Below are 12630 nucleotides of genomic sequence, written 5' to 3'. Positions count from 1 at the left end.
ATGCTCAAGAAACTGCTGATCAACGGCAAGAAGATCCCGGTTCCTGTGCCGATCCATAATCTGTCTGAGGCCGCGGCCTGGATTGAGAAGCACCTTCTGCGGCCGGACCACACGATCACTCGCATCATTCTGGATGGTCGCGAGATCGATCTGGGTCATGAGGATATACTGCGGTTGCCAGCGTTGCCCCTGACTCCCGAATCGGATCTGCGCTGCAAGATCGATTCACCCATGGAAATTTGTGTTCAAACCATTGATGCCCTGCGGAATCTCAGCACGGCTATTGGCCGTAACCTGAAGCCGGTGGCGGTTCATCTCTGGGAGTACAAGGGCTCACGGTTGAGTATGGAAGCGCGCGCGGTGATCGAAGATGCGCGGCTTATGATTGAGCTTTTGGATCATATCCTTGTGCTGATTGACCGCCGCATTGATATCACCAACGTGACGTCCATTCGCGAAGCCATTGATAAAGCCCATCGCGCCATTCAAATCGCGGAATCACAGTCGGATTGGAAGGGCCTGGCCCGGGTGCTCCTGCAGCAACTCGAGGAACCCACGCTCGAGCTTTCGAACGAACTGTCGAGTCTGCAAAAGACCATTTATGAAGCGCAGGCGGACCGTAATTGGGAACGTCGTGCCCATTCTATCAATGGCTGACATCCTGCCACACAGATTCTAATTGCCATTCGATCCGGGCGTCACCGCCTGGAGCGCTTTGTCGAATTCATCTCGCAATTTTTTGTCACTGAATACGGCTGAGTACGAAGTCGGTGGGAAGATTTCAAACATCCTCACTTCGCTCTTTGGGTAAAATTTCTCGCGAAAGTATGTGAAGATTTGCTTTTCGAGGATGATCACCTGGGATCGTCGTCTGAATAACGTCTCGATTTGCTTGGCCTGATTCGGCATTTCCATATAGACCGTGCATTTGCTGACGGCTTTTGCATAGTCCGGTCCCAAGGCGTCCTTGGCGTTTTGGAAGGCCACCACGCTATATTTCGACAGATCCTGTAAAGACGTAATTTGAACCTTAGGGTCCATGGTAATCGCGACGTTTTGAAACTGAATGTAGGGTCTGCTGTAGAACAATTTATCCGTGTTCAGGGCCTGGGAGCGGATCCCAAAGCTTATTTCATGCTGGGCGACCTGGTATCGAATCCGCTTGGGCGGCAAATGGCGCCAGACCAGGTTATAGCCCATTTTCTTGACAACCGAAGTCACCAGATCCATTTCAATGCCGCGGCCTTCGCCTTCAAAAACAAAGGGCGGGCTGTTCAAAGGCGAACCGATGGTAAGGGTTTTCGCAGGTTCAGACCCGTGGAGCGGACATGTCGGGATCATAGTGCCGATGCACATCAGCCCGCTCGCCAAAATTTTTAGCCAACCGTGAATAGTGAAACTCCAGGCCTGTTGATCAGAGCGTCGTTGCTCTTGGGATCACCATTGTCAGTATAGGGGTTTGAAATGCTTATCGGAAGAATGAGTCAGAGACTTGTGAGGAATGGTGGCGAATAACATGCAAGTCCACGGTTAAGAAAACTTAACCGCGCAAAGCTACCTTGCATGCTCTAGAATCTTTGATCTTTTTAGGACTTGAGAATAGCTTCGATCATGCGGTCCAGGTCGTCCGCGTAATCCGTCATCTGCCTGGCAAAGGCACTGTGCACCTGTGCAGGCTGCTGCTTCAACTCGGGGCTGCTGGCATCGACCGTGACTTCGTCAGTCGTCTTCACCAGACGCAAACGAAATTTGTTTTCTTTCTTTTCCATGATAGCGCCTCCTGCGCGATGCTTTCGTATCGGCAGATTCTTTCAAAGCTGAAAGAAGAGGCGGCGGGAAGGTCTTGGTGAAAAAGAAAAGGGCTCCTTGCGGAGCCCCTGATAACAGCATGTTGCTTAAGACGATTATTCGTCGTCTTTCTTGCCGCCTTTAGCCTGATCTTCGCGGAATTTCTTGACCAGCTGTTCCTGGATTGACGAAGGAACAGGTCGGTAACAAGCGAATTCCATGGAGAAGGTTGCTTTACCCTGAGTCTTCGAGCGAAGGTCGGTTGAATAACCGAACATCTCGCCCAGTGGAACTTCAGCCAGGATAACCGCATATTCATCACGCATATCAGAACCCAGGAGCATACCGCGGCGAGACGAAAGATCGCCCTGCACAGTACCTTGGAATTCCATTGGCGTCTCGGCTTCCACCTTCATGATCGGCTCGAGGATCACAGGTTTGGATTCCAGGAACGCCTGCTTGAACGCTTGACGAGCGGCGATCTTAAACGCCATCTCGGAAGAGTCGACTGGGTGATACGTACCTTCCTTCAGTTCGAACTTGGTGTTGATCACCTTGAAGCCACCCAAAGGACCCTTGTCGAGAACTTCGCGGTAACCTTTTTCCACACCTGGGATGAATTCCTTCGGAATCGTACCACCGACGGTGGCGTTAACGAATTCGTGCGAATCATCCTCGGATTTGGGAGCGTCGTTCACGTGCAGGGTACCCACAACGTGACCGTACTGACCCGAACCACCGGTCTGCTTTTTGTGCTTGTAATCGAAATCGGCTTTTTGAGTCGGGGCTTCACGGTAGTTAACCTTCGGCTGACCGACGATCACGTTCGCCTTGTATTCACGCTTCATGCGCTCAACGTAGATTTCAAGGTGCAACTCGCCCATACCTGCGATACGGGTTTCGTTGGATTCCTTATCAACGTGCACGCGGAAGGTGGGATCTTCCTTCATAAAGCGGTTCAGAGCTTTCGACATCTTCACCAGATCTTCCTGCTTGGCAGGCTTGATGGCGAGTTCGATCACAGGCTCAGGAACGAACATGCTTTCCATGGTGACGTTGATGCCTTCGTCACAGTACGTATCACCCGATGCGCATTCCACACCGACCATGGCGATAATATCACCGGCTTCAGCCACGGCCACGTCTTCACGGTCGTTGGAGTGCATACGCACCAGACGGCCGACGCGCTGGGTCTTGCCCATACGTGGATTATAATAGCTTTCGCCTTTTTTCAGCGTGCCCTGATAAATACGGGTATAGGTCAGCTGACCAAAGTTTTCGTCCGAAATCTTGAAAGCCATGGCGCAGAGCGGCTTCTTGGGATCGGGATAAACTTCGATTTTCTCGCCCTTGTCGTTGTCGTTACCATAGTACTTGCGTTCCATTGGGGAAGGCAGGTAACGGAGAACGGCGTCGAGCAGAGTCTGCACACCCTTGTTTTTGAAAGCCGTACCCATGAGAACAGGAGTCATGGATTTGGTGCTGACGGCTTTTTTGATGGTGGCATGAATCATCTCTTCTGGAATCTCTTTTTCTTCCAAAAGCATTTCGGTCATTTCATCGTTGAATATTGAAATCTTGTCGAGCATTTCTGCACGATAAGTCTCGACCTGACCCTTGAGTTCGGCTGGACATTCTTCAAAGCGAACGACATCACCCTTGTCGCCGTCGTTGTAGATGGCTTTACGGGTAATAAGGTCAACCACGCCGAGGAAATCTGATTCAGCACCGATCGGGTACTGCAGCAACACCGCATTGTGACCAAGTTTTTCACGCAGCATGCCCGTAACCTTGATAGGGTTGGCGCCAGCGCGGTCGAGTTTATTGATAAAGGCCAAAGCTGGAACGTTGTAACGCTTCATTTGGCGGTCAACGGTGATGGACTGAGACTGAACGCCCGACACACCGCAGAGGACCAGGACAGCGCCATCGAGTACGCGCAGCGAGCGCTCCACTTCAACCGTAAAGTCCACGTGACCCGGGGTATCGATCAGGTTGATCATATGGTCTTTCCAGTAGACCGTCGTCGATGCGGACGTGATCGTGATACCGCGTTCTTTTTCGAGTTCCATGTGGTCCATGGTCGCGCCGTCACCGCCACCCCGAACCTCTTCGATTTTATGGATCTTACCTGCGTAATAGAGGATACGCTCGGACAAGGTTGTTTTACCGGAGTCGATGTGTGCCGAGATACCAATGTTCCTGAGCTTCTCGAGTTTCATGGGCTGCAAACCTTTGCGGTAGTAAAAGATTGAAACAACATGCTTATAAGCGCACGGGAGGATGTTTAAGTAACACAAAATCCTCAAAATTCAAGCGAAGTTTATACGCAATTCCAGCGCGAAGAACAATCAAAACTTCCCTCTTGCCGCCTAGCTGGCGCCCCTTATCAGGGACTTTTTAAAGGAAATATCCGGCAAATTCCGCCGCATACCCTTCCCCTGCATTCAAGTTTTCTTGAAACTCTGACGATGGGGAAAGAAGATCCAAAGGGACCAGAGGGTGCCAAATGAGTGAAGCTATCAAAACCATCAGTCTCGATGATGTCGGGGGCCTGCAAGGCCAGGGCAAAGACGCGCCCAAACCCGCGAATGTTATGTATAATCCCCAATACGGCGGCGGGGACCAGTTTCAAACGTCGACCACGGCCGGCAGTGAACTGGATCAAGCAAGCAACGTCCAGCCCGTGAGTTCGATCTCAGACAATTCGTCATTCGGGACTTCTCTCACCCGCATGACCGAGCTTTTTGGTAAATTTGACAATTCTTCAAACACCCGAAACTATATCATACTTGGAGCTCTGGTATTAGCTCTGGCTGCCGCACTTTATTTAACAAGTGGCGACGGAACGGAAAGCCCGCTGTCGCAGATCTTAAGTCAATTCGACTCAATAAGTGGGTTGGCACCTGAAACACCTGCGGATGAAGAGGGTCTGGAAAGCGCGCCAACCATGGCATCAACGCAGCAAACGACGCCTGCTCCCGTGGCTCCGGCCGCTGCTGCTGCTGCCGCCAAGCCGACTCCGGCTGTGGATCTGGGTAATCCTTACTGGGCGCTGCCCAATCCGCTCGAAGATATCGAGGAATTTGAAACGTCAGGCATGCTCACCGCAGGTCAGGAAGAACGTTGGCGTCAGGGCCTCGCGCATCCCTTTGTTTGGCAGCGTTATAAAACTGTGATCGATATGCGGAACTCCCGTTTGAAAGGCACCCAGCTCCTCCTCAATGATGCGTTGGCGCAGCCTAAATTCTGGACGCGTATGGAAGCTCTTTTGGCCCTGGCTGAGTCCGGCGAAGCCGTGGATATCGACACTGTGGAAGCGGCGATTGGTTCAACCCGCCGCCCTCTGATTCAAAATTATTTCCGGCGTTTTCGTACGAAGAGTACTGGCGGCGAACTTTACATCATGCGCCAGGCCATTCGCATCGTCGATGCGGGGACACGTAAAGTCATTTTGGAAAATCTTGTCACACGTCGCGATCCCACCAATGAGCTTTATCTGGTGGCGGCCACCTATGACCCCAACCCCAAAGTGAATGGCTGGATCAATCAGGAATTGGCTGGCAACGCGCTGTCTGAATCGGCCCGGGTCCGCTTCCAGCAGGTTGCTGCAGGTCTGGACGACGCGCCCGGTACGCCTGCGGCCTCACCAGCTCCTGCCAACAAAGTGCAGGATTTGAAAGTCGAAGAACTTTCAGATGGTGATGTCAACGTTGAGGAAGTCTATTTCCTGAAGGATGAAGATAAGCAGCAGGAAAAGAAAGTCGTCCCTGTGGACGATGGTTTTCAGCAGCTTGAGCAAAAGCCGTAATCAGCTGACGTTCACTTCGTAGCCCGCATAGCTTCGAATATTGATCACGCCTGTATCCAGAATCAGGTACTGGCCTTTAATGCCCAGCAGCGTGCCTTCCAGCAGCGGATTCTTATCCAGGCTCCAGGATTGCACCTTCTGTGGATATTCGAGCACGGGATACTGCAATGTCACAGCAGGTTCCGTACAGGTCTCGGCAAAGGGGTGCATAGGCAGAAAACCCAGCGCCTCGTCCCGCACACTCTCCATATCCAATGGTTCCACATTGCCTTTCAGCATAGCCCGCCAGTTGGTTTTGTCCGGAAAATGCTGCTTCAGAACGATTTCGATCAGACCCGCGTCCAAACGATTCTTAACGGTAGCCAGTGGAATGGCCTGGACGGCGCCTTGATCCATCCACCGCGTGAGCCTTTGAAAAGCCCGCGTAATACCAATTTTAATGCCGGAGGAGTTGGCGAGATAAACGAGGTGAGGAATCATACACGATGCCTCACCCCACTTGGGATCACGGCAGGTGCCACGATGAAAGTGGCACTGCTCGGGTTTGATCATGCAGCTGTCGCATTGGGCCAGAGCCCTGATGCACGGAAAACAGTAGCCTTGATTGAAGCTCTTGCTGGTTTTCCGTCCACAGGCGACACAAAAAATGGAGCCGCTGGCGCGCAAAGAGAAGGTCGTCCCCACTTTTTCATTGAGTGGCGGTTCATCCGCCTGAAGAAAGTAGAGGACCGGTTTATCTTCTCGAAACTCCGTCTTCATCTTGCGCAGGGTCATCAACGTCACGTCAGGCGGCTCCGCTCAAATTCCTTTTAGTGAGCCACGTCCGCGCGCTTGACCAGTCGGATCTCATCAACAGCCAGAGCGACTGGCTTGCCGGCTGGGAACTTCAAACGCAGACCTTTGATATTTGAACTTTGCAAAGCAAAGTCCGTGAGTTCAAAGCGAGCCGTACTGAACAGCAGCGGGACGTAGCTGAAACCCAGCCTATAGGATTCGCTCCCGTTTGCAACCGGTTCTGCATAGGCCATTTCAAAATAGCTGCTATGGTAATTTTCCAGCTTGATGTAGTCAGTCAAATGCACAAAGTTGGAGCTGCTGCCGTCCGCGTAAACCAGAGCCACATCCACTTCCGAGACGCTGAAGTCCGGAACGCAGGATGTTTCAGGATACGCATAACATCCTGTGCGACGGGCGAGGGTGGCGTCCACTGTCCAGTAACCCTCGGTATCGGTGACCTTGGTAAAAGGAATGTCCAGAGTTTGCTCAGCGTTGAGTCGAGGGCCTTCCAGAACCAGCGCGGGTCGCGCAAAACTATCAGGAAGAAGGGTGACATCCAGACGGGAATAACCTTTATCCCGGGCATAGGCGGTCCAATATTCCTGGAGCTTCGGCAGATCGGATCGCAGTTTATCATCCAGAGTTTGCCAGGTAATGGCGCCTTCGGTGTGCTTGATGGGATTATTTTTTCCGGGCTTGGCCACCAGCACGTTATCTTTTAAACGAAGGTATTCACGACTGGTGGGAGCCAGCTGATCCAAAGCGCGTGGCAAGGCGTATTGCGAATCAAAAGTATGCAAGAGGGTTGGATCCACCTGCTTGCCGACGTTGGATTTGAAGAAGGCAAACATGAGAGCTTTGGCAAATTTTTGTTGAGCCACGGAACCAGTCACACCCTCGAGAGCGTTCGGCTCGTCGACAGCGATCGAACCCATCGGTTCGGCTTTGGTATTCCAAAGAGGCTTTTGATTGCCGATACAGGTATGAGGCGCATCGGACACCTGCCATTCCGTGTTGAAGAAATTATGATTCGCACCCCAAACGGCAAAGATGGCTTTCGCGTAACCATCATCACCCGCCAGCATACGCGCATAAGGATTAGCGCCCATGAAGTTGCTGACATCGCGATCGCAACCACCAAGAAGGACAGTCCAGGCTGTGCCCACAGCTTCCACTTTCAGCGGTTGCATTCCGGTTCCAAAATCAACCGGCGCGATCTCGAAGACGCCTTTGATTTTCAGATTGGGCAGTTCGCGTTTCCACACGCTGCTCGCTGCCGCTTTCTCATAAATGTTGTAAGCATAACGTACGCCTTCACCACCACGTGAGTGCCCCATGACACCCACTTCGGTGAAATCGAATTTATTTTTAACGTTCAAATCCTTGTTCGTAAGGGCGAGATTATCGCCGGACGAGGACCATTGGCGGAGCTTGATGAGATGCTTCAGGACCAGGGCGCCGCGCGCATAAACCAAACCGCCATCCGAGGAATTATAGCCGTCACGTCCTGTAATGCCGAGGTTGGCGTTGACAGAAATAACCGCATAGCCCCATGACGCCAGATGTTTGGCAGAGTATTCGTAACCGAGGTAGCTGGGACTTTCCACCATGCCGGCCGGGCAGCGACCACTCAGTGTGTAGTCGACAGTCGTGTCCAGGCGAGGGTTGCCAGCACCCGTCACGCGGCCACATGTTCCATGATTGCCATGCAAAAATACCAGGACGGGGAATGGACCATCACCCTTTGGCAGATAGAGCTTGCCGCGGATATCTGTCTTGACTTCAGGTTGACCTAGAGGTGGTGCGGGGAGAACATCGCGATCAATCGAAGGCGCCACGGTGTAAAGTGATTCTTCCGTAGCGAAGGGACCAGCGGCAAGCAAATCGCGATCAAGATGCGATTTATCAACTATTTTTTGTTCGGAGTTTTGACCGTTGTGGGGCTGGCAGTTGAAACAGGCAGCCGCCAGCAGCAAGCTGGACAGTCCATGCAATTTGGATTTCAAACAACACCTCGATAGCTGAGTAAGATTATTGAAGCTCCAGCTTGCTTAATGGAGCCTCAAGTCTTTTGCAACAGCTATTTGGAGGAAGTTTAATCCAAACAGTTGATTGGCTATGAGTGTGGGAAAATGGCGTCCCTTATGGGGTCAAGCCATTCCAGTTGAGATCGTCCTGGTCCGGCAGGGCATACTGATTAATCTCAGAATTCACGTCGTCCTTGTATTCATGATACGCGTCATCATTCTCTTGAACGCGTTTTTGCCAGGCCTGTGCGGCTTCGCGTTGAGCCTTTTCATCATCAATAATTTTTTGTGCGGCTATTTTCTTTTCGGCTTCCAAACTTTGACGAATTTCGCGTTCTGCTTTCTCGGCCGGAGTTTCCTTCTGGTTCTTGGCCGCCTCGTGCGCCTTTTTTTCGAGGAGCTGAAATTCATCCATCTCGTTCGTTTCGAGAATTTTAAGCTCGGGTTCCGAAGGAGTTGCCGATTCGGTGGTCTTGACAACGTCCGACTTGTGAGTCTCGTTCGTGTCAGCTGGGCTTGAGACACCGCCAATGATCAGGGTCAAGGACGCTCCAAAGCCTCGCTCCGGCATTCCGAAATAGCGATGGGTATCCGGAATCATGGCAAAGGTTTTCAATTGAACGTCAGGCGTTCCCACATAAAGGCCGGCTTGCCATTCCCGAGCGAAGAGTTTCTTTTGGGTCCCGGTTTCCAGATCATGAGCCAAGAGATGACGCTGCGAGCCGTCACCGTAAACCCCAAAATTTTCAGTCCCCAGGGTCAATCGCATGCCGAACAGATTTTCTTCGCCGAGAGTCAGCTGCTGATAACGCTCGTCCTGACGACGACTGTAGCTGGCGTAGACAGCACTCGACATCCAGGACCAGGGAGTCAGATTCAGATCCAAACCCAAAGACGTTCGATCCTGACTTGCCTGCCTCGAACTCTCACGCGTGGCGAGTCCCGGTTGAAACTGCAGTGTGGCTCCGGCCGTAACAAGTGAAGATTGTATCATGTTCCAACGAAGCCAGACCTGTCCCCCCAGGGGTTTGCTGGCGTGATCAATGGACGGTTCCTGGGTATCAATCAAGCCGAAGCCGAACTCCAGTTGCGCCGGCAACCCGGCGGCAAGATTCAGTCTTCTCTGTATGAATTGATTTGTGCCTTCGTCTTCAGACTGATCATAAGCCAAACCCAGGCGATAGGACGAGGGAGCCAAAGGCTTTTGCAGTAAGGTGCCCATTCGATTGGGAGAGAGATCAGCAGCTGGGGCCATCGAGGCCAACACAAGGCTCAGAACTGGCAGGTGAATCAGCTTCATTTTTCAGTACCTCAGCAACAGCAATAAGAACAGCAACAACTCACAGGCCTTCCTGTGCAAGGCGCATGCCGGGACGCATCGAGTGCCCAAAGTTCAGAAGTTATCACCTGGGTCCCTAAAAGACTCATGCGTAAAGTCCCGAATCGACGCCGAAAAATGGGAGGCGAACGGGCCTGTCACGAATCGAGACATGTTGTAAAATCTGACGGGATTTGTCGTTTATTACACAGCGTAAATGACTAAAATATCATGTGGTTATAAGCTTCGAATAACGACGAAAACGATGGCCTGTACCTTGCTTTATCTTAATCGTTGCAGACTCCTTTAGGGCGAGTGGATGAGGGACTTGGCACATAGTGCTAGAGGAAAATTGTTTGGCTCCTCCCGATGACGCGCAAGTGTCATTCGCCAAACACGAGACTCTCGTTCGCTCGTCAATATTTTATCCCCAATACATCATTGGCTGACATGTGCACGCTGAGCTCAGCGATTGCGCCCCTTTCCAAGACTGCGCTGGCAAGCTCAGAAAATCTGTGGCAAGGTCAGGGTGCTTTCACAGCATTATTGAAGGGATTCCAATAGGAGTTTGTTAGCCATGAAGCCTATGCTTGCTCATAATCTCGTGGAACTTGTCGGTCGTACACCTCTGCTCAAAATCCCTTCCCTCAGCCGCTTGAGCCAATGTGATATTTTCGTGAAATGTGAGTTCATGAATCCAGGCGGATCGATCAAGGATCGTGCAGCCCTGGCTATGGTTCAGGACGCTATCGAGGACGGACGTTTAAAACCAGGCATGACGATTGTGGAAGGGACCGCCGGAAATACTGGCATCGGTCTGGCCATAGCCGCCAAAGCCTTTGGTTACAAGATGCTGGTGGTAATGCCAAAGGGGCAGACTCCAGAAAAGGAACGCATGATCACTTTGCACGGAGCCGAGCTTCTGCTGGTTGATCCCTGTCCGTTCAAAGACCCCAAGCATTTTTATCACACCGCGCGCCGCATCGCCGAAGAAAAGCCTGAGCAGTATTTCTGGGCCAATCAATTCGAAAATCTGTCGAACTTCCGCGCCCATTGCGACTTTACCGGTCCTGAAATTTTGCAGCAGATGAGCGGTCGTCTGGATGCGCTGGTCTCGGCTTCGGGAACGGGCGGGACCATCGGCGGATGTTCCGCGTATCTGAAAGAGCAGCTGCCGGATATCAAAGTGGTGTTGGCCGATCCAGAAGGCTCGGGACTTTACTCGTATTTCAAAACGGGTGAATTCAAGAGTGAAGGATCCTCGCTGACCGAAGGGATTGGCATCATGCGTTTGGTGGCCAACTTCGCTCAAGCTAAAATCGATACAGCACTCCGTGTGACCGATAAGCAATTGATCACAGTGGCCCGATACGTGCGGGATGAAGATGGGATTGTTTTGGGAAGCAGTTCGGCCTTGAATGCGGCCGCGGCCCTTCACACATCTTTGCAACTGGGGCCTGGCCATCGCGTGGTGACGTTTGCCTGCGATCTGGGTGAGCGTTCCTACTCGAAACTTTGGAATGCGGACTACCTGAAAGCACAAAAACTGGATGAGGGGCTACCCACGATGGGGCAGCTGGTCGCTCATTATCATGCCGAAAGTCTCGGCCTCTAACGCTCGATGGTGTAGACGGTGGCGAGACACATCTCGTCTTCCGTTCCTTCACCCCAGGTCGTGGTCCCGGTCTTGCTCATGGAGTTGTAGACGCAACGAATGCTGATGGGATCCTGGCTCATGATATCGACCGGTTCGTTCAGAAAGTAACTGCTTTGCCACGCAAAGTCATAGCGTGGGACATCCACAAGGCAGCGATCCTTTTTATTGTTCATCACCGACACATGCATCTGGCTGCCAAGCTTATGCATGTGGGCCCGCACTCCCATCACCTTAAGCGCTTTACCCGAACCAAAGCTCGATTGCAGCGACACCGTACCCTCATGCACGTGGGCGGTTTTTTGCGCCGGAATGATCAGCGGTTTCAGAGGAGTTAAAAAAGTGGGAGTCATTTCGTGCGGAACATTTTCGGCCATTTTCATCTTGATCGTCGTGCGATCGGAACCTGGATTGGCATCCATGACATGATAATGAACCTGGAAAACCAAAGGTAAATCGGGATCAAGTCGTATGCCTGTATCTTTCGGCATCGACACCACACCTGTTCCAGGCGCCCAGTTCATCACCATGCGCACACCGCTGACGCCAGCGCCCCCAAAGCAGGCATAACCGGCTCCGGCTTCCGCCAGATCCTTGGCCTTGACTTCCTCGGCCGCACGCGCTGAGGTCACCTGATAAGCCACCACATGATGCACGAGTTTATCGTCACCAGGGATCATGAGGTAGTCGGTCAGGTAGAGTGATTTTGTCCCGGAGACACCTGGGTTCAAGAGGAAACAGCGATAATCGTCGTGCACATTCTTATCCGGTGTGTATGCTTCCTCCATCGCGGTCTGATGCGTTTGTCCCACCAATTCGTTGGGCTGCTGTGGAGCCGGCAACTCCGCCCAGTTTCCTTCCGGAGCCCCTTGATCCGCCCATGCAGCCAGCGTTGCCATCTCTTCGGCACTCAGAACGCGAGCATTTTCATAGGTTGCACAGTTGCCGGAATTGTCGGGCATAAACGGAGGCATTTTTCGCGATTGCGTCACACTTCGTATCAGCTTCGCTAACGGCTTCACATGCTGATAGGTATCCAAAGGCAGAAACGAGGCCAGTGCTCCCGATTGATGACAGGTCTGACACTGACGATTCAAAATGGGGGCAACGTCCTGATAGTAGGTCACCACCCTGGGTGAAATCTCGCGAGTCGTCGACTGATGTTCAAAACCATAAACACAAGGCGCCAGGATCATGACGCTGAATGCCAAGAACTTCATGGGCTTCAACTCCTTTTGTCCAATTCAAATTGGTT

At 52.1% G+C, this 12630-nt stretch carries 10 protein-coding genes; 3 read left to right on the top strand and 7 right to left on the bottom strand.

The annotated features are described in order from the left end of the window. Positions 1-657 (top strand): hypothetical protein, encoded by a 657-nt coding sequence (locus VE954_RS42390; RefSeq protein ID WP_324964682.1) that lies wholly within the window; start codon positions 1-3, stop codon positions 655-657. 18 nt (positions 658-675) lie between these two features. Here VE954_RS42390 and VE954_RS42385 read toward each other — a convergent pair whose 3' ends face one another. From VE954_RS42385 to fusA, 3 genes are all read right to left on the bottom strand, one after another. Then, on the bottom strand, positions 676-1356 hold the full coding sequence (locus VE954_RS42385; RefSeq protein WP_324964680.1) for a substrate-binding periplasmic protein: 681 nt from the start codon (positions 1354-1356) through the stop codon (positions 676-678). 230 nt (positions 1357-1586) lie between these two features. Beyond that, positions 1587-1769: a hypothetical protein gene (locus tag VE954_RS42380; protein ID WP_324964678.1), complete on the bottom strand. Its 183-nt coding sequence runs from the start codon at positions 1767-1769 to the stop codon at positions 1587-1589. A gap of 135 nt (positions 1770-1904) precedes the next feature. Next, on the bottom strand, positions 1905-4010 hold the full coding sequence (fusA, locus tag VE954_RS42375) for an elongation factor G (RefSeq protein ID WP_324964676.1): 2106 nt from the start codon (positions 4008-4010) through the stop codon (positions 1905-1907). Positions 4011-4297: 287 nt separating this feature from the next. On the opposite strand from fusA, the gene VE954_RS42370 reads away from it, so the two are divergent. Beyond that, on the top strand, positions 4298-5599 hold the full coding sequence (locus VE954_RS42370) for a hypothetical protein (RefSeq protein WP_324964674.1): 1302 nt from the start codon (positions 4298-4300) through the stop codon (positions 5597-5599). Here the strand turns inward: VE954_RS42370 and VE954_RS42365 are convergent, their stop codons facing one another. The 3 genes from VE954_RS42365 to VE954_RS42355 all read right to left on the bottom strand — a co-directional run bounded on the left by VE954_RS42365 (position 5600) and on the right by VE954_RS42355 (position 9703). Continuing rightward, complete coding sequence (locus VE954_RS42365; protein WP_324964727.1) at positions 5600-6373, bottom strand: DUF2797 domain-containing protein; 774 nt, start codon at positions 6371-6373, stop codon at positions 5600-5602. A 35-nt stretch (positions 6374-6408) separates the two neighbouring features. Further along, positions 6409-8382 (bottom strand): hypothetical protein, encoded by a 1974-nt coding sequence (locus VE954_RS42360; protein ID WP_324964671.1) that lies wholly within the window; start codon positions 8380-8382, stop codon positions 6409-6411. A gap of 136 nt (positions 8383-8518) precedes the next feature. Then, a complete protein-coding gene (locus tag VE954_RS42355) occupies positions 8519-9703 on the bottom strand; it encodes a hypothetical protein (protein WP_324964669.1) in 1185 nt (394 codons plus the stop codon). 604 nt (positions 9704-10307) lie between these two features. Between VE954_RS42355 and VE954_RS42350 the strand changes: the two genes are divergently transcribed. Beyond that, positions 10308-11336, top strand: a complete 1029-nt coding sequence (locus VE954_RS42350; RefSeq protein ID WP_349263876.1) for a cysteine synthase A — start codon at positions 10308-10310, stop codon at positions 11334-11336. Here the strand turns inward: VE954_RS42350 and VE954_RS42345 are convergent. Next, positions 11333-12595 carry a hypothetical protein gene (locus tag VE954_RS42345; RefSeq protein ID WP_324964666.1) on the bottom strand — a complete coding sequence of 421 codons (1263 nt, stop codon included), beginning with the start codon at positions 12593-12595 and terminating at the stop codon, positions 11333-11335. The genes VE954_RS42350 and VE954_RS42345 overlap by 4 nt on opposite strands. Positions 12596-12630 lie beyond the last annotated feature (35 nt).

Source organism: Oligoflexus sp. (assembly GCF_035638955.1).
Classification (GTDB): Bacteria; Bdellovibrionota_B; Oligoflexia; order Oligoflexales; family Oligoflexaceae; genus Oligoflexus.
The sequence above is the reverse complement of the archived record's forward strand: the minus strand, read 5'-3'. Positions and strand labels throughout refer to the sequence as shown.

Excerpts from the sequence above, each read along its gene's own strand:
- VE954_RS42355 (WP_324964669.1), bottom strand. The coding sequence starts at position 9,703 with ATGAAGCTGATTCACCTGCCAGTTCTGAGCCTTGTGTTGGCCTCGATG.
- VE954_RS42350 (WP_349263876.1), top strand. The coding sequence starts at position 10,308 with ATGCTTGCTCATAATCTCGTGGAACTTGTCGGTCGTACACCTCTGCTC.
- VE954_RS42345 (WP_324964666.1), bottom strand. The coding sequence starts at position 12,595 with ATGAAGTTCTTGGCATTCAGCGTCATGATCCTGGCGCCTTGTGTTTAT.
- VE954_RS42365 (WP_324964727.1), bottom strand. The coding sequence starts at position 6,373 with ATGACCCTGCGCAAGATGAAGACGGAGTTTCGAGAAGATAAACCGGTC.
- VE954_RS42385 (WP_324964680.1), bottom strand. The coding sequence starts at position 1,356 with ATGTGCATCGGCACTATGATCCCGACATGTCCGCTCCACGGGTCTGAA.
- fusA (WP_324964676.1), bottom strand. The coding sequence starts at position 4,010 with ATGAAACTCGAGAAGCTCAGGAACATTGGTATCTCGGCACACATCGAC.
- VE954_RS42390 (WP_324964682.1), top strand. The coding sequence starts at position 1 with ATGCTCAAGAAACTGCTGATCAACGGCAAGAAGATCCCGGTTCCTGTG.
- VE954_RS42380 (WP_324964678.1), bottom strand. The coding sequence starts at position 1,769 with ATGGAAAAGAAAGAAAACAAATTTCGTTTGCGTCTGGTGAAGACGACT.
- VE954_RS42370 (WP_324964674.1), top strand. The coding sequence starts at position 4,298 with ATGAGTGAAGCTATCAAAACCATCAGTCTCGATGATGTCGGGGGCCTG.